General features: G+C 68.8%; 23 protein-coding genes, 2 tRNA genes and 1 pseudogene. 14 read left to right on the top strand and 12 right to left on the bottom strand.

The features are described 5' to 3' along the window. Positions 1-17 precede the first annotated feature (17 nt). The 4 genes from B0B14_RS06205 to B0B14_RS06190 form a co-directional block, all read right to left on the bottom strand. A complete protein-coding gene (locus B0B14_RS06205; RefSeq protein ID WP_076680577.1) occupies positions 18-689 on the bottom strand; it encodes an ATP-dependent Clp protease proteolytic subunit in 672 nt (223 codons plus the stop codon). A gap of 31 nt (positions 690-720) precedes the next feature. After that, complete coding sequence (locus tag B0B14_RS06200; RefSeq protein WP_076680576.1) at positions 721-1,305, bottom strand: ATP-dependent Clp protease proteolytic subunit; 585 nt, start codon at positions 1,303-1,305, stop codon at positions 721-723. Positions 1,306-1,480: 175 nt separating this feature from the next. Beyond that, on the bottom strand, positions 1,481-2,902 hold the full coding sequence (tig, locus tag B0B14_RS06195; RefSeq protein ID WP_076680575.1) for a trigger factor: 1,422 nt from the start codon (positions 2,900-2,902) through the stop codon (positions 1,481-1,483). A gap of 69 nt (positions 2,903-2,971) precedes the next feature. After that, positions 2,972-3,045, bottom strand: a tRNA-Pro gene (locus B0B14_RS06190). A 152-nt stretch (positions 3,046-3,197) separates the two neighbouring features. Between B0B14_RS06190 and B0B14_RS06185 the strand changes: the two genes are divergently transcribed. From B0B14_RS06185 to B0B14_RS06150, 8 genes are all read left to right on the top strand, one after another. After that, positions 3,198-3,271: transfer RNA gene (locus tag B0B14_RS06185), tRNA-Gly, on the top strand. Between the two features lie 131 nt (positions 3,272-3,402). After that, entirely contained in the window at positions 3,403-4,731 is a 1,329-nt protein-coding gene (locus tag B0B14_RS06180; RefSeq protein ID WP_083710370.1) for a tyrosine-type recombinase/integrase, read from the top strand. Between the two features lie 342 nt (positions 4,732-5,073). Then, positions 5,074-5,283: a helix-turn-helix domain-containing protein gene (locus B0B14_RS16935; protein ID WP_076680574.1), complete on the top strand. Its 210-nt coding sequence runs from the start codon at positions 5,074-5,076 to the stop codon at positions 5,281-5,283. Beyond that, on the top strand, positions 5,280-5,564 hold the full coding sequence (locus B0B14_RS06170) for a hypothetical protein (RefSeq protein ID WP_076680573.1): 285 nt from the start codon (positions 5,280-5,282) through the stop codon (positions 5,562-5,564). Before B0B14_RS16935 ends, B0B14_RS06170 begins: the two co-directional genes overlap by 4 nt. Then, positions 5,551-6,306: a bifunctional DNA primase/polymerase gene (locus B0B14_RS06165; protein WP_076680572.1), complete on the top strand. Its 756-nt coding sequence runs from the start codon at positions 5,551-5,553 to the stop codon at positions 6,304-6,306. Before B0B14_RS06170 ends, B0B14_RS06165 begins: the two co-directional genes overlap by 14 nt. Then, complete coding sequence (locus tag B0B14_RS06160; RefSeq protein ID WP_076680571.1) at positions 6,303-7,466, top strand: hypothetical protein; 1,164 nt, start codon at positions 6,303-6,305, stop codon at positions 7,464-7,466. The genes B0B14_RS06165 and B0B14_RS06160 overlap by 4 nt, the downstream gene beginning before the upstream one ends. 72 nt (positions 7,467-7,538) lie before the next feature. Then, positions 7,539-8,147, top strand: a complete 609-nt coding sequence (locus B0B14_RS06155) for a hypothetical protein (protein ID WP_076680570.1) — start codon at positions 7,539-7,541, stop codon at positions 8,145-8,147. Then, positions 8,141-9,193 carry a hypothetical protein gene (locus B0B14_RS06150; protein WP_076680569.1) on the top strand — a complete coding sequence of 351 codons (1,053 nt, stop codon included), beginning with the start codon at positions 8,141-8,143 and terminating at the stop codon, positions 9,191-9,193. Before B0B14_RS06155 ends, B0B14_RS06150 begins: the two co-directional genes overlap by 7 nt. An 822-nt stretch (positions 9,194-10,015) precedes the next feature. Here B0B14_RS06150 and B0B14_RS06145 read toward each other — a convergent pair. Next, positions 10,016-11,212: a tyrosine-type recombinase/integrase gene (locus B0B14_RS06145; protein WP_083710369.1), complete on the bottom strand. Its 1,197-nt coding sequence runs from the start codon at positions 11,210-11,212 to the stop codon at positions 10,016-10,018. A gap of 443 nt (positions 11,213-11,655) precedes the next feature. Here B0B14_RS06145 and B0B14_RS06135 point away from each other — a divergent pair, with 443 nt between their 5' ends. Next, positions 11,656-12,837: a hypothetical protein gene (locus B0B14_RS06135; RefSeq protein ID WP_076680568.1), complete on the top strand. Its 1,182-nt coding sequence runs from the start codon at positions 11,656-11,658 to the stop codon at positions 12,835-12,837. Between the two features lie 33 nt (positions 12,838-12,870). On the opposite strand, the gene B0B14_RS06130 is transcribed toward B0B14_RS06135, so the two are convergent. Further along, on the bottom strand, positions 12,871-13,407 hold the full coding sequence (locus tag B0B14_RS06130) for a gamma carbonic anhydrase family protein (RefSeq protein WP_076680567.1): 537 nt from the start codon (positions 13,405-13,407) through the stop codon (positions 12,871-12,873). 122 nt (positions 13,408-13,529) lie between these two features. Between B0B14_RS06130 and B0B14_RS06125 the strand changes: the two genes are divergently transcribed. Continuing rightward, positions 13,530-14,012: a Dps family protein gene (locus B0B14_RS06125; protein ID WP_076680566.1), complete on the top strand. Its 483-nt coding sequence runs from the start codon at positions 13,530-13,532 to the stop codon at positions 14,010-14,012. A 72-nt stretch (positions 14,013-14,084) separates the two neighbouring features. Here B0B14_RS06125 and B0B14_RS06120 read toward each other — a convergent pair whose 3' ends face one another. The 5 genes from B0B14_RS06120 to B0B14_RS06100 are packed head-to-tail and all read right to left on the bottom strand — an operon-like array spanning position 14,085 to position 19,029. Beyond that, positions 14,085-15,578, bottom strand: coding sequence for an amidohydrolase (locus tag B0B14_RS06120; RefSeq protein ID WP_218642062.1), 1,494 nt, complete (start codon positions 15,576-15,578; stop codon positions 14,085-14,087). Next, on the bottom strand, positions 15,575-16,210 hold the full coding sequence (locus B0B14_RS06115; RefSeq protein WP_076680565.1) for an FMN-binding negative transcriptional regulator: 636 nt from the start codon (positions 16,208-16,210) through the stop codon (positions 15,575-15,577). The genes B0B14_RS06120 and B0B14_RS06115 overlap by 4 nt, the downstream gene beginning before the upstream one ends. A gap of 22 nt (positions 16,211-16,232) precedes the next feature. Beyond that, positions 16,233-17,234: an Fpg/Nei family DNA glycosylase gene (locus tag B0B14_RS06110; protein ID WP_076680564.1), complete on the bottom strand. Its 1,002-nt coding sequence runs from the start codon at positions 17,232-17,234 to the stop codon at positions 16,233-16,235. Beyond that, entirely contained in the window at positions 17,234-17,788 is a 555-nt protein-coding gene (locus tag B0B14_RS06105) for a ribose-5-phosphate isomerase (RefSeq protein ID WP_076680563.1), read from the bottom strand. The genes B0B14_RS06110 and B0B14_RS06105 overlap by 1 nt, the downstream gene beginning before the upstream one ends. Before the next feature lie 38 nt (positions 17,789-17,826). After that, a complete protein-coding gene (locus B0B14_RS06100; RefSeq protein ID WP_256714280.1) occupies positions 17,827-19,029 on the bottom strand; it encodes a ferrochelatase in 1,203 nt (400 codons plus the stop codon). Between the two features lie 119 nt (positions 19,030-19,148). On the opposite strand from B0B14_RS06100, the gene pepN reads away from it, so the two are divergent. The 4 genes and pseudogenes from pepN to B0B14_RS06080 all read left to right on the top strand — a co-directional run bounded on the left by pepN (position 19,149) and on the right by B0B14_RS06080 (position 25,113). After that, the gene (pepN, locus tag B0B14_RS06095) at positions 19,149-21,695 is read left to right on the top strand and encodes an aminopeptidase N (RefSeq protein WP_076680562.1); all 2,547 of its coding nucleotides are present in this window, start codon (positions 19,149-19,151) and stop codon (positions 21,693-21,695) included. Between the two features lie 122 nt (positions 21,696-21,817). Further along, positions 21,818-22,927: a mechanosensitive ion channel family protein gene (locus B0B14_RS06090; protein WP_076680561.1), complete on the top strand. Its 1,110-nt coding sequence runs from the start codon at positions 21,818-21,820 to the stop codon at positions 22,925-22,927. Continuing rightward, a pseudogene (locus tag B0B14_RS16495) lies at positions 22,924-23,289 on the top strand (globin); the annotation flags it as partial. The gene B0B14_RS06090 and the pseudogene B0B14_RS16495, both read left to right, overlap by 4 nt. 153 nt (positions 23,290-23,442) lie before the next feature. After that, positions 23,443-25,113 carry an FAD-binding dehydrogenase gene (locus tag B0B14_RS06080; RefSeq protein ID WP_076681305.1) on the top strand — a complete coding sequence of 557 codons (1,671 nt, stop codon included), beginning with the start codon at positions 23,443-23,445 and terminating at the stop codon, positions 25,111-25,113. A gap of 6 nt (positions 25,114-25,119) precedes the next feature. Here the strand turns inward: B0B14_RS06080 and B0B14_RS06075 are convergent, their stop codons facing one another. Then, positions 25,120-25,797 (bottom strand): DUF8185 domain-containing protein, encoded by a 678-nt coding sequence (locus B0B14_RS06075; protein ID WP_076680560.1) that lies wholly within the window; start codon positions 25,795-25,797, stop codon positions 25,120-25,122. Positions 25,798-25,845 lie beyond the last annotated feature (48 nt).

Below are 25,845 nucleotides of genomic sequence, written 5' to 3'. Positions count from 1 at the left end.
GGGCTCGGGAGCATCCGCTACTTGGTGAGGGCAGCCGGGGTGCGCTTGCGCGTCGTGAGCACCTGGTCGACGATGCCGTACGTCAGGGCATCCTGCGCCGACAGGATCTTGTCGCGGTCGATGTCCTTGTTGACCTTCGCCACGTCCTGGCCGGTGTGGTGCGCCATCGTCTCCTCGAGCCACGTGCGCATGCGGAGGATCTCCTGCGCCTGGATCTCGATGTCGGATGCCTGACCGTGACCGGCCTCACCCATCGCGGGCTGGTGCATGAGGATGCGCGCGTTCGGCAGGGCGAGACGCTTTCCGGGCGCTCCGGCCGCGAGCAGCACGGAGGCGGCGGATGCCGCCTGACCGAGCACCACGGTGGAGATCTCGGGCGACACGTACTGCATCGTGTCGTAGATCGCGGTCATGGCCGTGAACGAGCCGCCGGGCGAGTTGATGTACATGACGATGTCGCGGTCGGGGTCCTGCGACTCGAGGACGAGCAGCTGCGCCATGACGTCGTCGGCCGACGCGTCGTCGACCTGCACGCCGAGGAAGATGACACGGTCCTCGAAGAGCTTGTTGTAGGGGTCCTGGCGCTTGTAGCCGTACGCCGTGCGCTCCTCGAACTGGGGAAGCACGTAGCGGCTGCCGGGCATCTGCAGACCCTGATTGGCCAGGCCGCCGAAGGTGTTGACGTTCATTCGGTATCTCTCTCTTTCGCCTTCGGATGCCTCAGCTGGCGGTTCCGCCGCCGCCGATGACGTCGGATGCGGACTCGCGGATGTGGTCGACGAAGCCGTACTCGAGCGCCTCCTGGGCGGTGAACCAGCGGTCGCGATCACCGTCGGCGTTGATCTGCTCGACGGACTTCCCGGTCTGAGCGGACGTGATCTCGGCCAGGCGGTTCTTCATCGAGACGATGAGCTGCGCCTGCGTCTGGATGTCGCTCGACGTGCCGCCGAAGCCGCCGTGCGGCTGGTGCAGCAGGACGCGGGCGTTCGGCGTGATGTAGCGCTTGCCCTTCGTGCCGGCGGTGAGCAGCAGCTGGCCCATCGATGCGGCCATTCCGATGCCGACCGTGACGATGTCGTTGGGCACGAACTGCATCGTGTCGTAGATCGCCATGCCCGCCGTGATCGAGCCACCGGGCGAGTTCACGTAGAGGAAGATGTCCTTCTCGGAATCCTCCGCCGCGAGCAGCAGGATCTTGGCGCAGATCTCGTTCGCGTTGTCGTCGCGCACCTCTGACCCGAGCCAGATGATGCGGTCCTTCAGCAGCCTGTCGAAGACGCTTGTCGCGACAAGGGGTTCAGCCATGTTCACTCCTGTTTCAGTGGGCGTGGCTTCGAATCTACCGGCGCCTCGCGGGCGACCCGCCCGTGTTCGCCCTGGGCAGATCAGGCGTCGCGCGCGACGTCTGCCGGATCGAAGCCGGACGGACGAAGGGGGCGGATGCCGCGGCATCCACCCCCTTCTCGTCGCCGTGGGCGACTTACTCCTTGGGCGCGGCCTTCTTCTTGGCGGGAGCCTTCTTCTTGGGCTTCTCCTCCGCCGGGGCGACCTCGTCGGCGTCGGCCGCGGCATCCGCGATCTCCTGCGCCTCCTCGACGACCTCTTCCTCGGCCTCGGCCTCGTCATCGACGGCGACGAAGCCGGTCAGGTCGACCGTCTTGCCGTTGGTGTCGACGACCGTGGCCTTGCCCAGCGCGATGGCGAGCGCCTTGTTGCGGGCGACCTCTCCGACGAGGACGGGCAGCTGGTTGTTCTCCTGCAGGGCGTTGACGAAGTCCTGCGGCGCCATGCCGTACTGCGCGGCGGACTGGATCAGGTACTGCGTGAGCTCGTCCTGCGAGACCTGGACCTCGAGCTTCTCCGCGATCGCGTCGAGGAGCAGCTGCGTGCGGAACTGCTTCTCGCTCGCCTCGGTGACCTCGGCGCGGTGGACGTCGTCTTCGAGGCGGCCTTCGCCCTCGAGGTGGTTGTGCACCTCTTCCTCGATGACGCTCGCGGGGACCGCGATGTCGACCTTGGCGAGCAGCAGCTCGATGAGCTTGTCGCGCGCGGCCGCGCCCTGCGTGAAGACCGACTGCTGCGAGACGCGCTCGGTGAGGCTCTCACGAAGCTCTGCGATCGTGTCGAACTCGCTGGCGATCTGCGCGAAGTCGTCGTCCGCCTCGGGAAGCTCGCGCTCCTTGACGGCCTTGACGGTGACGGAGACCTCCGCCTCCTCACCGGCGTTGTCGCCGCCGACGAGCTTCGAGCGGAACGTCGTGTCTTCGCCGGCGGTCAGCGAGTCGATGGCCTCGTCGATGCCCTCGAGCAGCTCGCCGGAGCCGACCTCGTACGACACGCCCTCGGCGCGGTCGATCTCGGCGCCGTCGATCGTGGCGACCAGGTCGAGCTCGACGAAGTCGCCCTTCGCTGCGGGACGGTCGACCGTCACGAGCGTGCCGAAGCGGGCACGCAGGTTGTCGAGCTCGGTGTCGATCGCGGCCTGGTCGACCTCGACGGCGTCGACCTCGACGGTCGTGCCCTCCAGCTCGGGTACCTCGAACTCGGGACGCACGTCGACCTCGACCTCGACCAGGAGGTCGCCGGAGAAGTCCTTCTCGGCGGGCCACTCCTTGACGTCGGCGCTGGGACGACCGAGCACGCGCAGGCTGTGCTCCGCGACGGCGGCGCGGTAGAAGGTGTCGAGGCCTTCGCTGACGGCGTGCTCCAGCACGACCAGTCGACCGACGCGCTGGTCGATGATGGGCGCCGGGACCTTGCCCTTGCGGAAGCCAGGGATCTGGACATCCTGCGCGATGTGCTCGTAGGCGTGCGAGATGCTGGGCTTCAGCTCCTCGGGCGTGACCGTGATGTTCAGCTTCACCCGGGTGGGGCTGAGCGTCTCGACGGTGCTGGTGACCATTCGTCGTTCTCCTCGTTCAGACCGCACGAATCCGCGGCGGTCAGGTGTGGGGCTTTCGGGGCCGATGAGTCGGGGCGACAGGATTTGAACCTGCGGCCTCCCGCTCCCAAAGCGGGCGCTCTACCAAGCTGAGCTACGCCCCGGGCGAGAGCACACGCGCGCGTGCGCCGAACGGCCTTGGAGAGTCTAGCCGACACTCCCGCGTAGCGCCTGAACGACGGTTCCACGTGGCGGCGTCACGACTCGCGGTGCGAGTCCAGTACACTGGTGGATGCCGCGGTTCGCCGCGTTATTCGGGGCTGTAGCTTAGTGGTAAAGCCTCTGTCTTCCAAACAGATGATGCGAGTTCGATTCTCGTCAGCCCCTCCATAGACACACCTCAGTAAACCCGCGGGAAACCGCGGGATTCTGGGCAGGATATGGCTGTAACTGGGAGCGCGTTTAGACCCTCTCATGGACTCCCGTGGACTCACGGGCCGAAATGAGTAGGAACGCCGCTCATGGCTCCCAACCGCCGCACCACATCCACCACCCGTCGCACGCCCGCCCGCAACGGAACCGTCGAGCAACTACCCTCCGGCAGATGGCGCGCGTTCTACCGTCGCGACGGGCGCAAGTTCACTGCCCCGCACACGTTCGACACCGCCGCAGACGCCGACACCTGGCTGTCCACCGAGCACGCCGACCGTGCCCGCGGCCTGTGGCGCGACCCGCACGCGGGGCGCGTCACGCTCGCCGCCTACGCGCGCGACTGGCTCGCCACGCGCGCCGACCTGCAACCGCGCACCCGCGCCATCTACACGCACGGCTTGGAGAAATGGGTACTCCCCCGCATCGCCCCTGCGGGCTCGCGCGGCATCGACCTCGGAAGCGTCTACGTCGCAGACCTCACCCCGGCCAAGGTGCGCGCATGGTACGCCGCCGTTCTGACATCGGCGCGCGAGGACGCAGCCGCACGCGCGGCGAAGACGCCCACCCGCGGCGCGCATCCGGCGCGCGTCTGGGCTCTGGCCAAGGGGCACGACATCGCCCCGACGGGGGCACTCAGCCCCGCCACCGTCGCCGCCTGGCGCGCAGCTGGCGAGCCCCGCATCACTCCCCCGCGGGCTGTCCCTGACGGGGCGGGCGAAGCCGCCGCCGCGAACGCGTACCGCGTTCTCCGCGTCATCCTCGCGACGGCAGTGATAGACGACCTGCTCACCGCGAACCCGTGCCAGATCAAGAGCGCGGGCACTACCCATCCGCGGGAACGCGGCGTTGCGTCCCCCGCCGAAGTCGTGGCCCTAGCTGAGCACATGCCCGCGCACCTGTCCGCCGCCGTCACCGTCGCCGCCTGGTCGGGTCTGCGGTACGGGGAACTGTTCGCCCTCGCGCGCAGACATGTCGACCTCGACACCGGCACTCTGCGTGTCGAGCGGGCGCTAGACAGCAAGGGCGGTTTCTCCCGCCCCAAGACGGCCAAGAGCCGCCGCGTCGTACACCTGCCGCGCACCGTCCGCGACGCCCTCGCAGCGCACCTAGCCGACCACGTGGCCGACAACCCCGACGCGCTCGTCTTCTCGCTCGCGTGCGGCTCGCCCGTATCCTCATCGCGGTTGTCTGCCGTGTTCCGCAAAGCGCGCGCCGCTGTCGACCGCCCGGACCTCACCTGGCACGATCTCCGCCACACAGGCGCGACGCTCGCCTATCGCGCCGGGGCATCTGTCCCCGAAGTTCAGCGGCGACTCGGGCACACGACGATGCGCGCCGCGCAGGTCTACGCTCACGCCGTGGACGACTCTGACAGGCATATAGCCGACCGCCTGGATGCTTTGGTTATCCGTGCCTAGTTTCGCCCCTTGATCGGGGCATTGACCTGTGCTCGCCGTGTCACTCAGGGGCGCGAGTTGACAGAATGTGGGTGGCCGTGTGCATGATGGATGTACACACAGCGCAGGCAGATTCTCCGGGTCTGACCTAACGAACAAACGTCAGGGCTCGCCCTGACGCCGTGCTCCTGGGAAAGGGCGCGCTGGGGGTTAGCGACACCGTAGGCAAGGTGTTCGCGCAAGTGTTCCACCTCCACGGAATGAGGGTTGCCCGAGTCGAATCCGACTCGGATGAAATGAGGCCGCGACGCGTCCCCGCACGGGACGCCGCGCGGCCTCGGCCCCCACCGTGGAGGTTCATCCGTGTCCACTGATCCCACCCCCATCCGGCTCCTTACGTTGGAGCAGGCTGCAGAGGCAACCGGCCTCACAACTCGCGCCCTCCGTCACCTGTACTCCTCACGCCGCGTCCCTGTAACCCGGCTGGGGCGGCGTGTGTACTTCCGTCAGAGCGACCTCTCGGAATGGCTTGACGCCAATACGCGCCCCGCCGAGACAGGCGGTGCCCGGTGAGCCTGCCCTGGTACGTCCTGCCTGATCACGCCGCCGACCTCCCCGACCCGCTCCCCACGCGGGCACCGCTCCCCGCGCAGTACATCCACAACGCGCTCCCGCGACTCGCGCCGGTCATCCGCGGAGACATCCGCAACGGGCGAGCAAACAGCCGCCGCGCACGGCTCGCATTCGCGCAGCTGGCCGAAGCGCTGCCGGTGGGCCTCCTCCCCTCGCGGCGTGAGGTCGAGTCGGGCGTGCGCTGGCTCGAACGGGAGGTGTGGGGAAATGCCCACTCGTGACGACGCCCTCGCCCTCGCCCGCAATGGCTGGGCAGTCCTCCCCCTCCGCGGCAAGATTCCGACGACTGCGCACGGAGTGAAGGACGCCACCACAGACCCCGCGCAGATCGCGGCGTGGTGGCCCGGAAACGCTCGCCACAACGTCGGCGCTCGCGTCCCGTCCACGCTCGTCGTTATCGACATCGACCCGCAGAACGGCGGCAGCATCCAAGCGATCGAGGAAGCAGCGGGCGTCGCACTCCCCGAAACGCTCACGGTGCACTCCGGGCGCGGCACGGGAGGGCGGCACTTGTACTACCTGCACCCCGGTGGACAGTTGACCTCCACTCGGCTCCCGGCTGGCATCGATGTGAAGACCTCCCGCGGCTACTGCGTGATGCCGCCGAGCCTGCACCCCGCGACCGGTGCGCCGTACCTGTGGGAGGGGCGGCACCCCGTCGCCCTGCCCGCGAGCCTCGCCGTCCTCATCCGGCCCGCAGAACGGCAGCGGACAACACCGGCCCCTGCGAAGCGGCCCGCAACTATGGCGCGACGCGCGCTCTACCTCGCTCAGCACGTCCAGAACGCGCAAGACGGAAACCGCAATGCATGCCTGTTCTGGGCGGCATGCCAGGCGATCCGCGACGGACACCCAGACGACACCTTTGACCTCCTCGAAGGGGCCGCGGTCGCCGCAGGCCTGTCTGACGCGGAGGCGCAACGCACCATCGCTTCCGCACGCCGGCAGAACGGGCGGACGTGACCGGGGAGGCGACGCCGGCAGACCTCTGGGACAGCGACCGCCCCGAACTCGTCGCCATCCGATGGGAGGCCGCACGGCGCATCGCGTCGCCGTGGGCCGTCCTATCCATCGCCCTTACGCACTCGCTCCTGACCATCCCGTACACAGTGCGCTACCGAAGCGAACTCCACCCGGAAGGAACCCCGTTGAACCTCGCAATAGCCATCGTCGGGCGATCCGGCGCGGGCAAGTCGACCGCCACGAACGCCGCCGCGCACGCCGTGCGATACCTGGGCGCAGACGCACTACCCGAAGCAATCGCCGTGCGCAGCGGTGAGGCCATCCCTACCGCCCTCGCTTTCATGCACACCGCGTCGAAAGACGCCGAACCGGAACTGAAATGGAGGCGGGCAGACCACGCCATATGGGCGCATTGGGAGGAAGTGGGAATGCTCGCCGCGCAGGGCGCGCGCACCGGATCAACGATGCTCGACGCCATCAAGTCCGTGACATCCGGCGAACGGATCGGCGGGCAAAACTCACGCGGGGACGGGCTCACTATCCCGACGGGGAGCTATCGGGCCGTCGTAACCGTGGCAGTCCAACCGCGACTCTCCGCGCCCCTCCTGAACGATGCAGCAGTGTCAGGCGGACTATCGGGGCGGTTCCTGTGGACACTCGCAGAGGATCCCGCAGCGGCAAGCGTGCCGCGCCCGCGCCTACCGACCGAACACGTATCGGTCGACCTGACGCACTGGGACGGCGTGCGCTACGTCGACGCGCTCCCCGTCATGGATGCCGCGCACGACGCCGACACGCGCGCAGCTCACCGCGGGGAACGTGACCCGATCAACTCACGTGCCCTACTCATCCGCTCCGTGGTGAGTATCGCGCTCGCGAACATGAACGGGAGGGCGAGCCTCGACTCCGAAGACTGGCGGCTAGCGGGCGCTGTCCTCGCCCACTCAGAGCACACACGTGCCGCCATCCTCCGAGCGCTGGCGGAACCCGACCCCCAGGAGCTTGCCGCCGATCGACTCGCGGAGAGCTACGTCATCGACCGCGTGGCAGACCTTCGCGCTCGTGGGCTTCCGTGGCGTCAGGTGGAGAGCCAGATAGCCAAGAGCAAGCGGGACACCTTCAAGTCACTACTCGCGGCGGGTCGGATCGAACGATGGTGACTCGCCACCAAGACAACCGCCCCGCGACGGCATCGCGGAACGAATCAAAGAGCAACAGAGAGAAGCCGACCCATGACCACTGACACAACCATCACCGACCCCCCGGCCCCGATCACCTGGGAGAGCCTCACTGCCGCAGCTGATCCGGGCGAGCGGGCGCGCCTGAATGAAGTTCACGAGCGGCTCCGCCCGCTCTACGTTCAGGCGCGGGCGATTGTCGAACGAGCACTAGCCGCCGACAGTGAACGCGCGATCATGAAGTATCACTTCAGGCGCTGGGCAGACAGCGTTGCGGGAGCGACGACACAGAGCGACACCCAACGCGCAGCGCTCCGAGCGCACATTGCCGACCCCGAGCGATACCCCGGTGGCGTCGCGGGCCTGCGTGCAGACACCGCGCACGTCCGTGCGTTGGAGGAGATGCAGGGGCTCGCGGCAAAGGCAAGAGAGGCGGCAGAGCAAGCACTCAATGACGCGCGCGCCGTTCAGTCCGCCGCCGAACGCACACACGTGACGTTCTGCAAGCTCTGCCGTTCGCGCTACGCAGAAGAGGCGCGCCTGCGGCAGACAAGCACGGGATACGTCGAACTAGATGCCCTGAGCACCTGCGCGGGGTGCGCAGCACACGCACAAGAGACGCTCGCCTCGTGGAACCCGCTTGCGGAACAGGCGGGATGGTGAACGCGCCGCTGACATTCGATCTCGACGGCGACGGCGACGGCGACGCGCTCGCGCGAAGCGCGGAAGCCCTCGCGAAGTCCGACGCGCGCGCTGCCGACTCACTGGATCGACTCGCGGCAACGGGGGCGACCGCTGGCCGTCAGATCGAGCGCGACATGCTGGCACTTGTGGATACCGCGCGCGAGAACGAGCGCACCGTTGATAGGTCGGCTCGTGAGGGCTTCAAGCGGGCCGCTGAATCGACGGCAGTGCTGAAAGACGAAGCCGTGCAGAACCTTTCCGAGGTTGCCTCATCGTTCACCGGAGACATCACACAGATGGCAGACGGTGCGCAGGGGCTAGCGGCGGGTATGGCAACGGCTCTCACTCCGGGCGTCGGCGTCCCTCTGGCGATTCTTGGGGCGATGGCGGGAGGGCTCCTAAACGCCACTGTGGAGGCCGCTGAAGCTCGCCGCGAACGTGTTGTGAGCATGTACAGATCAATGCTCGATGCGGGAGCGGGCGAGCTTGACGCCGACTACATCAACGCCGCAGTTATCGAGCTGGGGCGGGACACGGCAAAGCTCGAAGAGGCACGCCGCTACGCAGGGCAGGCGAGAGTCGATGAAGCGATAGCCCTCCGCGCGATGGCCGGGGATCGGGAAGCCATCTCCCAGATGTATGACGCGTACCGAGAGGTGCAGTCCAGGGCGCATCAAGCCGAGTCCGAGAGCGGACACGCCTTCTCCGCAATCAACGACGGATACGGCGCGGCGGGGCAAGGCGAGGTCAATCTGGGCGCGTGGATTCACGGCGTCTCGCGCGATGCTGACGAAGCACGCGCCGCGTGGCAGACCATCGACGCCGCACTGTACAAGTCGACCACTGACGCGCTCGCGCCCGCGCATGATGCCGTGGCGCAGCTGAGGGAGACAGCCGCGCGAGGATTGAATGTTCGTATCGGTGTCAATCAAGACGGCATCCGAAGCGCTGAGAACGCACTCAGGGACGCCCAGCGGCGCGGGCTGAGCGCGACTGTCAGGGGGAACCAGCCTCGCTGGCAATGACATTGCCGTGCGCCTGACAACGACGACGTTCGTTGTCAGGCGCGACCTGACGAGGATGTCGCGGGCCCGCCCGCCTCTGTGATCCGGGGGCGGGCGGGCTCACGAATTGACACGACGACGTCCACCGTGTCACGGTGGACGCAACACCAAGAGTTCCTTATAGGGGGGAAGGGGGGCGCTGTGTCTACAGGGGAGGTAGACCTTGCTCGCCTAACTGCATGTGAGCATGTCACGCGGGACCGCCCGGCAGGAAACTTCGGCATGGTCAACCGGACAGCCAGGCCATGCCAACTTAGTACCTCTTGACCTGGGGTTTATCTCACCGCATGGTCGCATGGTCGCATGGTCGAGCCGTCACACGACCACGCGGGGCCGATGAGTCTCCTTCTTTGAGTCGATCCGTCACAACTCCCGCCTCCGGCAGCAGAATCCCCCCCCTGGGGTAGGGCGGATGCAAGCCAGCCCGAGCGGTCAGACCGTGCGATTCCCCCTAGAGGCTCAGCCAGTCTGGGGCTCTGCCGTCTGCCACTCCCTCGCATCCGTCGGCTATGGCTCGCAGCTGGATAGCGATGTCGCGCAGAGAGTCAGAGTCGGCTACCGCGACGGTTTGGCCCTCATGCTGGACCAGCAGAGTCCATGTAACCGACGCACTGCCTACGCTCCATCGGCTGAGAGCCGCACCGTCGTTCAACTCGATCAGCGCGCCCCCTGCGTGCACCCACTCATCCGGGGCCGCGCCGTTGCCACCGTGCTCGTGCCAGTCGCCTGCGCACCAGTCCACAGGGCACGAGAAAGCGCGTCCCGTCCAACCCGCGTTGATAGTCATAGCGCGACCGCCTCGACCATCTCGCGGAGGCGTTCATCTGATATCTGGACGTACCTCTGGGTAGTGGATGCGGACGCATGGCCGAGCAACCGTTGCAGCGTAAACACGTCCCGGTTCATGCTGTACGCACGCGTCGCGAACGAGTGCCGCAACGCGTGCATCGTGACTCCCTCAGGGAGTAGCCTCCCGACTTGCTTGCCGACGTGCCGCGGTGTCATGTGCCTGCCCTCGCTGGAGGGGAAGAGGTAGCCGCCGTCGTCCGGATGCATTAGCGCTGCCAGCGAATCGGGGACGGGGATGCGGCGCACCTTCCCGCCCTTGCCGTGGACAGTGAGCCACCATCCCGCGCCCTCGCGCCGCAGGTCGGAGGCGTGTACTTGCGCGACCTCCGAGCGGCGCATACCGAGTTCGCAGCCCATCCGAAGCGCGAGCTTCCATCGTGGATCGTTGGTGGCTCGCAGCGCGGCGCGGTATTCGTCGTCGGTAGCAGGACGTGCCACGGGGTCGCCTGCTTTGACCTTGGGCATGACCTCTGTGGGATCGGCGTCCATCCGGCCAGTCGTCGCGGCCCACGTGAAGAATGCACGGAGTGAGGCGCGTTGGACGCGGCGAGTCTCGCGAGCCCATCGCGCATGTGCGGCCATGTAGTCGTGGATATCGTCCTGCGTCACGTCGAACGGTGGCAGGGACGCGTGAGCGCGCGCGAATGTCTCCATAGTTGCGAGGCGTGCCTGTACGGTCGTTGCCGCCGCGCCACTGCCGATCAGGTAGCGCCGCCATGCTGCCAAGGGTGCGCGCCACAATTCGGGAACCCCGAGCGCGCGCCCGGGTCCTGTCTTCCCAATCGTGCCGCGTCGGATCGGCTCGACGGTCGGATCATCTGCGATGCGACCTGCCGCCACGGCCCAGCGATAGAACGCCCGCAGCGAGTCCCTCAACGCCGCCACCGTCGAACTGCTCACTTGCCGCTGAATCCACAGCTGATAGTCGTCCTGCTCGACGTGCCACGGGGCGAGCCCTCCGCACGTCGCGGCAAATCGCTTGACGTGCTGGACTCTCCGGCGCACGGTCGCCTCAGCTATCCCCCGCGCGCGTTGCGCGCGCTCGAACCCTGCGACGGCATCTGACCATCGGTCATCCAAGGGATAGCTTGGCCGTCCCCCGTGGGCCTTCGTCGCGGCGAGTGATTCCATTTGTGGTCCCCGATCCCCTAGAGCGTGCGCAGACGTTAACACGACCTGCGGACGCGTGGACTCGCGTGGACTCGCGTGGACTCCGGGAGTGTCATTCGGTGCCAATCGGTGTCACGCCGTGTTAATGTGTTTCCGCGCCGGACCTCGGTTTTCCGCGGAAAGACGCGCCCCTCGCTGAGAGGGTCGGCAAGACTTCCAAACAGATGATGCGAGTTCGATTCTCGTCAGCCCCTCCGAACAGAGTCACCGAAGCCCCTCCCGCGTCTTCCGCGGGAGGGGCTTCGTCGTTGGCGACGGCTCCCCCGTGCGGCCGACCACCCTCAGCTTCTCCTCAATGCGGAAAGTCTGCGGTCGGGCTGAGCCGCGGCTGAGTCGACCCTGAGAAGCGCTCCCTAACCTCGCAGATGTGTCCACTCGGGCACAGACCTTGGGGGGTCCACATCATGCGCACGAAGATCTTCATCACCGCGGCTCTCGTCGGCGGGCTGGCGTTCGGCATCGCCGCTCCGGCCCAGGCGGCGGACGCCGCCTGCACCATCGACCGGGTGCTCGTCAGCGCCGCCAGCGAGGGTGCACCGGCCGTCTACGGTGAGGCATCCGTCCTCATCCCCGCGCGTGCCCCGTGGATCGAGCGCGTGCTCGTCTCCGCTGCGGTCGCGGAGGTGTCCCACGTCATCGCGCACCCCGCCCAGTACACCGAGCGGGTGGTCGTCGACACCGCTGCGGTTCCCGCCGTGCCGGCGGTCGACGAGGTCTCGCACATTGTGCGTCACCCCGCCGTCTCGACGGTCGTCCACCATGCGGCTGTCACCGCGGTGGTGCACCATGACGCCGTCACCTCGACCGTGCACCACCCGGCGGTCACGACGACCGACTACACGCGCTACTCCTGGATCGGAGGCAAGCGCGGCCCGCAGTCCGGTGAGACTCCCTTCACCACGCCGCGCAACTGGCAGGCCAACGGCAAGAAGTACGACGGCTCTGCCACCGGCGTCGTCCACCAGGGCAACGGCAACGGCTCCTACTTCTACTGGGCGGCCTCGGAGGTCGTCTCGAGTCCGGCGTGGGACGAGACCGTGACCGTCTCGCCGGCGTGGCACGAGACCGTCACCGTCTCGCCCGCGTGGGACGAGACGGTCGTGACCCCGGCCTGGGACGAGAAGGTCATCGATGTCGCGGCCCGTCCGGGCACGCCCGCCCAGCCCGAGATCAGCCACGTCGAGCGCGATCTCGTCAGCGAGGCGTACGAGGAGACCGTGATCGACGTCGAGGCGCGCGACGCCGTATACGAAGACGTCCTGCACCCTGCCGAGGACGCTGTCTACGGCGAGCGCGAACTCATCACGGAGGCCGTGCCCGCCGTCGCCGCGGTGTACACGGAGGTCGAGAACTGCGCGGAGGTCGTCGACGTCGAGGTGCCGACGGCGCTCCCGCTCGCAGACGCCACGGTCCCGACGGCACTGCCGCTCACCGACACCGCTCAGGGGGCCGGTTCGGGGGCCATGCCCGCAGCTCTCGCTCTGACCGGTGGGGGCGTCTCACCGCTCGTCCCGGTCGGCGCCGGCGTTCTCGTCGCCGGTGGACTCGCGGCTCTGCTGCTGCGGCGCCGTCGCACGCAGGACTGAGCTGCGCTCCGTCGAGGCCTGATCCAGACCGGGTCAGGCCTCGACCGCGTCCTCGTGGACCACCAGGTGAGCGCGGTAGGCCTGCGCATTGCGGATGATCCCCGCCCGCTCGTCGTCGCTCAGGGCGCGCCGCACCTTCGCGGGGACGCCTGCGACGAGCGACCCGTCGGGGACGACTGTTCCCTCGAGCACGACCGCTCCGCCGGCCACGAGGCATCCCGTCCCGATGACCGCACCCGAGAGCACGACGGACCCCATCCCGATGAGCGATCCGTCGCCGATCGAGCATCCGTGCACGACGGCGTTGTGGCCGACCGACACGTTCTCTCCGATGACGACCGGGTGGCCCGCGTCGACGTGCACCGACACGTTGTCCTGGAGGTTGCTGCCGGCACCCACCGTGATGGAGTCGCCGTCGCCGCGCAGGACGGCGTTGTACCAGACGGAGGCCCCGTCGTGCAGGGTCACGGCGCCGATCACCCGGGCTCCGGACGCCACGAATGCGCTCGGTGCGATGGCGGGCGTCTTCCCCGCGACGGACAGGATCGAGGCGTCTTCGGCGATCGTCATCTCCTCACTTTATGCCTGCGAAACGGCCGAGTGAGCCGAGCCTTCGCTTGCTTGCGGAATGCTCCGTGCTGAGTAGCGTTGACACCAGCAGACATCATCTGCCGATACGGAGGCGAGCGAACATGACCAAGACGCAGACAGTACCCGCGACCGCGACAGGCGCCGAGGCCGCCTCGGGAACCGCACAGTTCCTGAGCCCGCTGGTGCTCGGACTCCAGGCCCTCGCCGTGAACGGCAAGCAGGCTCACTGGAACGTCCGGGGCGCGAACTTCATCGCGATTCACGAGCTCCTCGACACCCTCGTGACCAACGCTCAGGGCGGCGCCGACCTCGCCGCGGAGCGCATCGTGGCCCTCGGACTCCCCGTCGACGCCCGCGTCGGCGCGATCGCCGAGAAGACGTCCACTGCGGTGCCCGCGGGCTTCACGCAGTGGGAGGACATGATCCGCTCCGTGATCGCCGACATGGACACCGTGATCGCCGACACGCAGGCTGCGATCGACGGCCTCGACGAGGTCGACCTCACGAGCCAGGACATCGCCATCGCGATCAAGGCGCAGCTCGAGAAGGACCGCTGGTTCCTCTTCGCGCACCTCGCCGCGTAACCGGACTGCAACGACGACGCCCCTCGGTCTCACGACCGGGGGGCGCCGTCGTCGCGAACGAGGTGAGGGCGATCAGGCGCTGTGGGTCACACGTCCGCCCAGGAGCGTCGCCAGGACGACCGTTGCGCGAAGGTCCGGCTCGGATGCCGTGAGGGGGTCGCGGTCGACGAGGACGAGGTCGGCGCGGGCGCCCGGTTCGATGGTCGCCGCCGCCGTCGAGCCGCCGTGGGTCGAGGCGTCCAGGGCCGTGGACGCATCGACGCCCTGGGCGGGCTGCCAGGCGACTCGCCCGTCTCGCGTGCGGAACACCGCCGCCGCCATCGCCGCCCAGGGGTCGAGCGGACTGACCGGGGCGTCCGAGCCGAACAGCAGATTGGCGCCCGAATCCGCGAGCGAGCGGAGCGGGTACGGCAGCGCCGTCTGGGTCGCCCAGATCGAATCCGTGAGATCGCGATCGTCCACCGCATGCTCTGGCTGCACGCTGGCACCGACGCCCAGGCGCGCGAAACGAGGGATGTCGGCGTGCGCGACCAGCTGCGCGTGCTCGATCGTTCCGGTCGCGCCGGTCACCGTGAACGCGTCGAGCGCATGACTGTTGGCGACGTCGCCGATCGCGTGGATGGCGCAGGCGAGACCGGCGCCGGTCGCGGTGGTCATGAGCTCCACCAGACGCTCCGGCGCGTAGGTCAGCATGCCGTGATTGTGCGGGTCATCGGGGTAGGCGTGCGAAGTGGACGCCGTCCGCGTGCCGAGGGATCCGTCGGTGATGACCTTGAGCGCTCCCACCCGGACGAGATCGGACGATGCTCCCCGCACCGGGTCTCCCGTGCGCAGGCCCTCGGCGACGGCGCGCTCGAGGTGGTCGGGATAGATGCCGAACTCGACGCGGAGGATGTCGAATCCTGCGTCGAGGCGCCGCGCCCACGACTCCTCGTTCCACGCCATGTCGAGGTCGACCACCCCGACGACGCCGCGGGACGCGGCATCGCGTGCCATTGCGGCGACGAGGGCATCGCCCACGAGCGGGTCGACGGCATTCAGGCGCCGGGAGATCTCGAAGGCCGGAGCCTCGCGGAGGAATCCGTCCGGTGAGGTGAAGCCCTCGCGGCGGAGCGCTGCCGAGTTGAGCCAGACGCTGTGCACGTCGGCGTTGATGAGGTAGGTCGGAACGTCGCCGGTCGCGGCATCCAGTGCCTCCAGCGATGGGATGTCGCGCCAGAACGCATCGCGGAACCCCGTGCCCACCCGGCGGCCGTCCGACAGCACCGGCGCGTCCCCCATGAGGCGGGCCGCGTGCGCGGCGGACTCGGCGTGGCCGAGTGCCGCGCGCTGCGCGACGAGAGCCCACTGCACCGTGTGGACGTGGTGGTCCCAGAGCCCCGGGACGAGCCACGCGCCATCGGCGTCGATCACCTCGCTGTGGGCGGGCATCGCGCCCGTCGGGGCGATGTCGGCGATCGCTCCGTCCGCGAGGAACACGTCGAACAGTCCCTCGTCGGGGAGGAAGGCCGCGGAGGGACCGGTGATGCGGGCACGCAGGATCGTGCCGATGGATGCCCCGATCACGGGCGCACCCGCGCATCCGCGGCGCGGCGCATCTCGTCGGCGAGGGCGCGGTTCGCATACGGGCCGTCGCCCGACAACTCCGCGATCACGGTCTCGACCACCTCCACGGGCTTGTTCTGGCTGAGTTTGCGCTTGGCGACCACCTTGGTGGGGGTGAGACGGAAGCCGACCGTGCCCTTCTCGAGCCGGTCGATGTACTCGGGGTCGTTGGGGGGTTCCCACATGAGGCGGGGTGCCGGCATCCGCGATTCGAATCGCTCCACGAGCCGATCCAGCACCCGCAGGTTCTCCTGCGGCGTCAGGAGCTCGGGGATGCCGGTGAGGTGGGCCGACACGAAGTTCCACGTCGGCACGGCCGTGACGTCGCCGTACCAGCCGGGAGAGACGTAGCCATGCGGCCCCTGCACGACCACGAGGAGCTCGCGCCCGCCCAGGCCGTGGATGAGGTCGTCCGGCTTGCCGACATGGCCGACGATCGTGAGGTCGTCGCGGTCGTCGTCCAGGAGCACCGCGTAGTGGGACGCGACGAGACCGTCCTCCGTGTGGCTGACGAGCGTCATCCAGGGATTCGCGTCGATCAGGCGACGGAGTTCGGCGACGTCGGTCATCGCGAAGCTCGGATTCTGGCGCATGCGGATCAGCCTACGAGGAACCTCAGGCCTGGCAGCTCGGGCACCAGTACAGCTTGCGGGTGGCGAGCTCCTCCATGACGATCGCGGTGCCGCACACCCGGCACGGCAGGCCGGTGCGGTGGTACACCCAGTGCCGGTCGTCGCGACTGGCCATGGCGGCACGCCAGGCATCCGGCTCGAGATCGTCCATCGTCATCATCTGGCCGGTCTCGACGCCGATCGAGAGCAGCCGCGTCCAGTCGCGCCACAGCTCGCGGACGATCTCCTCCGGTACGTCGCGCCCGGGCGTGTGGGGGTTGAGCCGCGCCCGGTAGAGCATCTCGGCCCGGTAGACGTTGCCGATGCCGCTCACGACGCTCTGGTCCATGAGCAGGAGCGCGATCGAGGTCGGCTTGCGCCGAACCACGGAGGTGAACCGCTCCTCCCCCTCGGCCGGATCGTCCACGAGGGGGTCGGGCCCGAGCTTCGCGATCGTCGCGAGCACCTCGTCCGGCGTCTGCAGCGCGCACGCGGTCGGACCCCTCAGATCGGCACAGGTGATGTCGGTGAGCAGCCGGAGACGCACTTGACCCACGGGCACGGGCGGCCATTCGCCGTCGTCCGACGCGAGGCCCTTCGTCTGCTCCGACATCCGCACACTCACACGCGTGCGACGCGGTGCGCCGATCGACGTAAGCGAGTTCTCCCCTGCGTCGTCCATCACGGGCGGACCATCGAGGATCGTGCCCCGCTGGTTCGTCTGGCCCATGCGACCGTTGGCGGAGGCGATCGTCGGATCGGCGACGATCTCCCCGGCGAAGTCCCATGCTCCGTACATGCCCAGATGCACACGCAGCCAGATGTCGTCGTCGAACTCGAGGAACATCTGCTTGCCGACGGCGCGGACGGATGTCGCGAGCCGTCCGTCGATCATCGCGGCGCCGTCGGCGAACCGGCCCTGCGGGCTGGACGCCGCGACCCGGCGACCGACGAAGTTGCGGTCGAACTGCCGGGCGATGCGGTGGACGGAATGACCCTCGGGCATCAGCCTGCTTCGGGGTCGATCGCGTCGATCGACTCGCCCCCGACGGGTGCACCGCCGTCGTCGGCCCGGACCGCGCGGGGATCGGGCTCGAGCGAGCCGTCGCGCTCGTAGGCGGCGATCTGACCGATGCGGCGGACGTGTCGCTCCTCGTCGGAGAACGGCGTCGCGATGAAGCGGTCGATGAAGGTGGTCACCTCGTCGAACGTGTGCTGCCGGGCCCCGATCGCGATCACATTGGCGTCGTTGTGCTCGCGGGCGAGCTCGGCCGTCGCGATGCTCCACACGAGCGCGGCGCGGACGCCGTGCACCTTGTTCGCCGCGATCTGCTCCCCGTTGCCGGACCCGCCGAAGACGACGCCCAGCGCGTCGATGCCGGAGTCCTGGTCGCGCACGACGGCCTGCGCCGCGCGGATGCAGAACGCGGGGTAGTCATCGAGGGCGTCGTACTCGAGCGGACCGTGGTCGATCACGTCGTGACCCGCTCCGGCGAGGTGATGCTGCAGCTGGGTGGAGAACTCGAGGCCCGCGTGGTCGGTCGCGATGTGGATGCGCATGGCTCAATCCTAGAATCGTGCGGCGATCGACCGATCGCTCACGGCGCGATGCCCGACGCGGCCGGCTTGAAGCCCGCGCGCACGTTCTCGCAGCACGCGGGTCGGCACACGTCGAACCAGGGTCCGAGGTCGGTGCGGTGCGGCCGCTCGGAAGCGGGAGTGCCGTCGAGCCGCTCGACGACGAGATCGATCAGACCGGAGACGTAGGCGGGATCGACCCCGGGCGTGGGGGTGCGGACGGCGCGGAGCCCGGCGGTCTCCGCGGCTTCGATGGCCTCGGTGTCGAGGTCCCACATGACTTCCATGTGGTCGCTGACGAACCCGAGCGGCACGATTACGACGGCCTGGACACCCTGCTCGGGAAGCGTCTCGATGACGTCGCAGATGTCGGGCTCGAGCCAGGGCTGCGACGGCGGGCCCGAGCGCGACTGGTACACGAGGTCCCAGGCGATCGACCCGGCGTCCGCGCGCTCGGCCGTCACGTCGGCCATGATGACCTCGCCGACGGCGCGGTGCTGCGCCGCATAGGCGCCCTCCTCGCCCCAGTCGACGTCGCGCGGGCCGGAGCGCTCGGCATCCTGCATCGGGACGCTGTGGGTGGAGAAGAGGACCCGGATGCCGTCGGCCGGGACGCCGTCGTCGAGGAACGCGGAGACCGCCTCCAGGACGCCCGCCGCGAACGGGGCGACGAAGCCGGGGTGGTCGAAGAACTGACGCACCTTGTCGATCGTGACGGTCTCGCCGAGTCCGGTGTCGATCAGCACACGGGCGAAGTCCTCGCGGTACTGCCGGCAGCTGGAGAACGAGCTGTACGCGCTGGTCGCGATCGCGAGGAGCGTCGTGTGGCCGGCGGACGCGGCATCCTGCACCGCTTCATCGAGGTACGGCGCCCAGTTGCGATTGCCCCAATACACCGGCAGTCGGATGTCGCGGCGGGCCAGCTCGTCTTCGAGGGCGGCCTTCAGCGCGCGATTGTGGTCATTGATCGGGCTCACGCCGCCGAAGTGGCGGTAGTGGTGGGCGACCTCCTCCAGACGCTCGTCGGGGATGCCGCGGCCGCGGGTGACGTTGCGGAGGAACGGGATGACGTCGTCCTGGCCCTCGGGTCCGCCGAAGCCCGCGAGCAGGAGTGCGTCGTAGGCCACCGGGACCTCGACGTGGGCGGGTCCGGCTGCCGCGGCGGCGGAGGCGAACAAGACCTGGGCGGACGGAGTGGAGGGAATCTGTTCGGCGGGGCACACGTACTCATCCTCGCACCGTCGACGCCCACGCAGGGCGACCGCGTAGGCTGGGCGGGTTGCCGTCGTCGCCATCCGCGCACGGCCGCGCCACCCGAACCAGAACCCACGGGAGCTCAGAAGTGCCTGGAGAGAACCTCACCCGCATCGAAGCGCAGGAGCGCCGCGCGATCGTCGACACGCAGTCGTACGAGATCGCGCTCGACCTCACGAAGGGCGCCGAGGTGTTCGGCTCCCGCTCCGTGGTGCGCTTCACCGCGACCGAAGAGTCATCGACCTTCATTGACCTCATCGCGCGCGACGTCCGCTCGATCGTGCTGAACGGCCGCGAGATCGACCCCGCCACCGCGTTCGCGGATTCGCGGATCGCGCTGGACGGTCTCGCCGCCGACAACGAGCTGATCGTCGACGCCGACTGCCTCTACACGAACACGGGAGAAGGACTGCACCGGTTCGTCGACCCCGTCGACGACGAGGTCTACCTGTACTCGCAGTTCGAGGTGCCCGACTCGCGTCGCGTGTACGCGGTCTTCGAGCAGCCCGACCTCAAGGCGACGTTCCAGTTCACGATCACGGCGCCCGAGCCGTGGAAGGTGGTCTCGAACTCCTCCACCCCGCAGCCGAAGGCGCACGGAGACGGATCCGCGACCTGGACCTTCGAGGCGACCCCGCGCATCTCGTCCTACATCACGGCCCTCGTCGCGGGCCCGTACGAGTCCGTGTTCTCCGAGCTCACCAGCGCCTCCGGCCGGGTCATCCCGCTGGGCGTGTACGCGCGCAAGAGCCTGTGGCAGTTCCTCGACAGCGACTACATCTTCGACAAGACGCGGAAGGGCTTCGCGTACTTCGAGGAGAAGTTCGACTACCCGTACCCCTTCGCGAAGTACGACCAGCTCTTCGTCCCCGAGTTCAACGCGGGCGCGATGGAGAACGCCGGAGCGGTCACGTTCACCGAGACGTACGTTTTCCGCAGCAAGGTGACGGATGCCGTCAAGGAGCGCCGCGTCGTCACGATCCTCCACGAGCTGGCCCACATGTGGTTCGGCGATCTGGTGACGATGAAGTGGTGGAACGATCTCTGGCTCAACGAGTCCTTCGCGGAGTGGGCGTCGACGATCGCGACGGCGGAGGCCACGGAGTGGACCGAGGCCTGGACGACCTTCAACGCGATGGAGAAGACCTGGGCGTACCGCCAGGACCAGCTCCCCTCGACGCATCCGGTCGTCGCCCAGATCAACGACCTCGAAGACGTGCAGGTGAACTTCGACGGCATCACGTACGCGAAGGGCGGCTCGGTCCTCAAGCAGCTCGCGGCCTGGGTCGGCATCGAGGAGTTCTTCGCCGGTGTGGCGGCGTACTTCAAGAAGCACGAGTGGTCCAACACGGAGGTCGGCGACCTTCTCGCCGAGCTCGAGTCGACCAGCGGCCGTGAACTCGCGTCGTGGTCGAAGAAGTGGCTCGAGACGGCGGGCGTCAACACCCTCGCCCCCGAGATCCGCGTCGACGACGCCGGCGTCATCCAGCGCTTCGCGATCGTCCAGACGGCCCCGGCCGACTACCCCACGATCCGGCCGCACCGCCTCGGAGTCGGCTTCTACAGCCTCACCGAGGGCGAGCTCGTGCGTGTGCACCGCATCGAGATCGACGTCGACGGCGACCTGACGGAGGTTCCCGAGCTCAAGGGCATCGCTCGACCCGACCTCGTGCTCCTCAACGACGAAGATCTCGCCTACGCCAAGATCCGCCTCGACGAGCGTTCGCTGAAGACGGCGATCGCCCACCTCGCGAAGATCAGCGACCCGTTGGCCCGGTCGCTGGTGTGGGGCGCGGCATGGGATCAGACTCGCGATGCCGAGGCGTCCGCCTCGGACTACATCGACCTCGTACTGCGCAACATCGGCGCCGAGAGCGAGTCGACCACCGTCCGCACGACGCTGGCCCAGCTGCTGCTCGCCGCGAACTCCTACGTCGCGCCCGACACGCGCGACGCGAGCCGCGAGAAGGTCGCCGACGCGCTGTGGGCGCTCGCCCTGGCCGCCGAGGCGGGCAGTGACAGCCAGCTGCAGTTCGCGACGTCGTTCGCGAGTGTGGCCTCCACCCCCGCACAGTGGCAGACCGTCCGCGCTCTGCGCGACGGCGAGACGACTCTCGAGGGCCTCGAGATCGACACCGACCTGTCGTGGGCGCTTCTCGTCTCCCTCGCCGCCGGCGGCGTCGTCACGGTCGCCGACATCGATGCGGCACTCGACGCAGACAACACCGCGAAGGGCGGCGAGTTCGCCGCGCAGGCGAAGGCCGCACTGCCGACCGTCGAGGCGAAGCGCACGGCGTGGGACTCGCTCATCGAGAACGACGATCTGCCGAACACGATCGTCCGCGCGGCGGCTGCCGGCCTGGTGCACCCTTCGGGCCGCGCCGCGCTGAACGAGTTCGTCCAGCCCTACTTCGACATGCTGCTGCCCGTGTGGGAATCGCGCTCGTACCAGATCGCGCAGTACCTCATCGTGGGTCTGTACCCCGCGGCGCTGGCCGACCTGCCGCTGCGCGACGCGACGCGCGGCTGGCTCGCCGCGCACGGCGATGCTCCTGCTGCGCTGCGCCGCCTCGTCAGCGAGAACCTCGCCGGCGTGGAGCGCGCCCTGGCGGTGCAGGAGCGCGACGCCGAGTAGGCGCTGAGCTCCGACCGGCCCGCCACCCGACCAGGGTGGCGGGCCGGTCGCCGTTTCGCCGGCACCGGGTGGGAGCTCGGCGCACAGCGACTGCGGAGGCATCCGTCGTTAGGATCGTGACGATGCGATTCACAGACGGAACGGGAACAGACGCCACGTCGACCACGCCGATCGACTGGAACGTCGTGTGGGCGAACGTCCTGGGGTTCCTCACCGAGACCGGGTTCACGATTCTCGCCGTGTTCCTGATCATCATCGGGGCGGTGCTCCTCTCCTGGATCCTGCGGCGCCTGATCGCGCGCGTCGTCAATCGCATCGTGTCGGGTGCGAAGGACAAGGCCAACGTCGACGACACGCAGGCGCTGGAGCGATCGCCGCTCGCGCAGGTGCGTCTCGTGCAGCGCACGCGCACGCTGGGCTCGATCCTCACGAACGTCTCCAACGTGACGATCGTGATCGTCGCCATCATCCTCATCGTGTACCGGATCAACTCCGACATCATCGGATCCTTCACGCTGCTGACGGCGGCGATCGGCGCGGGGCTCGGCTTCGGCGCGCAGAACATCGTCAAGGACGTGCTCAACGGCATCTTCATCGTCGCCGAGGACCAGGTCGGCATCGGCGATGTGGTCGACCTCGGCCTCGCCACCGGCGTCGTCGAGTACGTGAGCGTGCGCGTCACGCACGTCCGCGACGTCAACGGCACCCTGTGGTACGTGCGCAACGGCGAGGTCCTGCGTATCGGCAACATGTCGCAGGGCTGGTCGCGCGTCATCATCGACCTCGCGGTGCCCGTCGACGCCGACATCGAGGAGGTCGAGACCGCGATGCTCGAGGCGGCCAAGGGACTTCAGAAGGATCCGAAGTGGCGCACGCGCGTCATCGAGAAGCCCGAGGTCTGGGGACTCGAGTCGGTGTCGGGCGACGCGCTCGTCATCCGCCTCGTGATGAAGACCCGCGCGAACGCGAAGGACGACGTGGCGCGCGAACTCCGGATGCGTCTCAAGCACGCGATCGACGAACTCGGCCTCACGCTCCCCCAGCTCAACTCGATCACACTCTCGGGTCTCGAGGGCGCGCAGCGCGTCCGCGGTGCGAACCCGCCGCGCACCAAACCGCAGCCCGTGACCACCGTCGTGCCGTCCAACCCGGTGTGGAAGCCGAAGCGGGGCTTCAAGAAGACGGATGACGCGACCACCCGCACTCCCCCTCCCGACGAGAGCACGCCGTGACCGACGCGACCCCCGTGAGCTTCTACGACGAGGTCGGCGGGCACGAGACGTTCGCACGACTCGTCGCCTCCTTCTATCGCGGTGTGGCCCAGGACGAGGTCCTGAAGCCGATGTACCCCGAAGAGGATCTCGGGCCCGCCGAGGTGCGTCTGCTGATGTTCCTCGAGCAGTACTGGGGCGGACCGACGACCTACAGCGAGCAGCGCGGACACCCCAGACTGCGGATGCGGCACGCGCCGTTCGCTGTGAACCCCGACGCACGCGACCGCTGGCTCGCGCACATGCGCGCGGCGGTCGACGAGCTCGACCTGTCTCCGCTGCACGAGGCGACGCTGTGGGACTACCTGCAGCGCGCCGCGCACGCGATGGTCAACACGTTCGAGCCCACCGGAATCGGTCCGGCCGCGGCCGGCCGCGGTACGACATCCCTCCCCGTCACCGCGCAGCCGCGGGCCGACACCCTCCCCTCACCCCCCCCCCCCCCCCCCCCCCCCGAAGCGACGAAGGAGTCGTCCATGCCTCCCGCACCCTCGACCCACGCGGCCGACGTCCTCGTGATCGGCTGGGGCCTCGCCGGCCTGGTCGCCGCCTCCGAGGCCGCCGCCGTCGGCAAGCGCGTCGTGATCGTCGATCAGGAGCCGCGCACCAACCTGGGCGGACAGGCGTGGTGGTCGTTCGGCGGCCTCTTCTTCATCGACTCCCCGGAGCAGCGCCGCTTCGGCATCAAGGATTCGCTCGAGCTCGCGCGTCAGGACTGGTTCGGCTCGGCCGGCTTCGACCGCGACGAGGATGCCTGGCCGAAGCAGTGGGCCGAGGCGTACCTGGACTTCGCGAACGGCGAGAAGCGCGCGTGGCTCCGGGAGAAGGGCATGGGATTCTTCCCGGTGGTGGGCTGGGCGGAGCGCGGCGGCTATACCGCGATCGGCCCCGGCAACTCCGTCCCGCGGTTCCACATCACGTGGGGCACGGGGCCGGGGATCGTCGCCCCGTTCCAGGCCGCCGTCGAAGAGGCCGAGGCGAGCGGTCGCATCACGATCCTCCCTCGCCATCGCGTGACGGGCCTGACGACGGTGGACGGCACGGTCGCCGGCGCGGTGGGCGACATCCTCGCGCCGTCCGGCTCACCGCGGGGCTCCGCGACGTCGCGGGAGGTGGTGGGATCGTTCGAGATCACCGCCGCGGCGACCATCGTCTCCTCCGGCGGCATCGGCGGAAGCCACGACCTCGTCCGCGCGCACTGGCCGGAGCGCCTCGGCACGCCCCCGCAGACCATGCTGACGGGCGTTCCCGCGTTCGTCGACGGCTCGATGCTCGCCCTCACCGAGCAGGCCGGTGCACGGCTCATCAACGGCGACCGGATGTGGCATTACGTCGAGGGCATCCAGAACTGGGATCCGATCTGGCCGGACCACGGCATCCGGATCCTCCCGGGGCCGTCGTCCGTGTGGCTCGACGCGACCGGCGCGCGACTCCCGGTCCCGCTGTTCCCGGGCTTCGACACTCTCGGCACTCTCGCGCACCTGCGGCAGACCGGGCACGACCATTCCTGGTTCGTCCTGTCGCAGCAGATCATCGAGAAGGAGTTCACCCTGTCCGGGTCGGAGCAGAATCCCGACCTGACCGGCAAGGACCTTCCGCTCCTGGTGAAGTCGCGGCTCGGCAAGGGGGCCGCCGGACCCGTCCAGGCGTTCATGGACAACGGAGCGGACTTCGTCGTGCGCGATGATCTCGAGAGTCTCATCGCCGGGATGAAGGCACTCCCCGGCGGCGACGTCCTCGACGGAGACCGCGTGCGCCGCGAAGTCGAGGCGCGGGATCGCGAGATCGACAACGACTTCACGAAGGACGCGCAGATCGCGATGCTGCGCTCGGCACGGTCGTATCGCGGCGACAAGCTCATCCGCACCGCGACTCCGCACCGCATCCTCAGCCGGGATTCCGGTCCCCTCATCGCCGTCAAGCTGCACGTGCTGACCCGCAAGTCGCTCGGCGGAATCGAGACCGATCTGTCCGGCCGTGCGCTCGGTGCGGGCGGGACGGCCGTTCCAGGGCTCTACGCCGCGGGTGAAGCCAGCGGATTCGGCGGCGGCGGCGTGCACGGATACCGTGCGCTGGAGGGCACGTTCCTGGGCGGATGCCTGTTCTCCGGCCGTGTCGCCGGGCGGGCCGCCGCCGCGGCGGTGTGAGGTGGCCTAGGAGCGAGCGCGACCCGTGGTTCGCACCTCGGTGAGCCCCGAGCGCTGCGGACCGCGCACGAGCACGTGACCGCGGGCGAACGACAGTCGCGTCCACGCTCCGGCGGAGCGCACCTGCGCCTCCTCTTCGCCGACGATGAATCCCAGCCCGAACGCGGCGAAGGCGGCGCCCAGCGGAAGGTCGTCGAGCGCGGCATCCGGAACGCCCCAGACCGACGCCCGCACGCTGCGCACGACGTCTTCGCCGGGGTTCTGGGGCATCGATTCGGCGACGGCGGCGATCCCCCACTGCGCCCGCGACGCGAGGACGGACGCGAGGATCCCGCCGACTCCGCTCCAACCGCCGCGCGGAGGCGAGATGCCCGCCCACGCCGGCGCGAGGCCGGTGTCCGGGAGGACGAGAGCGCGCGCGTCATCCGCGTCGAGCGAGAGCAGCGACGCATCGACCACGACGTCGCACACGAGCTCGGGGTCCACCGGAAGCATCCGCATGCCCAGCACGGTCGGCGTCGCGTCGAGCAGGCCGCGAGGAGCGAGCGGTGCCGAGGTCATGACGAGGATGCCCTCGGCGGCGCGCAGGCGCACGGCGCCGTCACCGAGGTGACGCGAACGGCTGGCGAAGGTGAGCGCATCGGCGGCGGCGTGGGGGTCTGGGAAAAGGAGGCGCTCCGACATCCGCTCTAAACTACCAAGGGGCGGCGCGACTTCCCCCGTGGCGCCAGA

Source organism: Microbacterium sp. RU33B, assembly GCF_900155915.1.
Taxonomy (GTDB): Bacteria; Actinomycetota; Actinomycetes; order Actinomycetales; family Microbacteriaceae; genus Microbacterium.
Note: the sequence above shows the minus strand (reverse complement) of the source record. Positions and strands in the feature narration are given on the sequence as shown.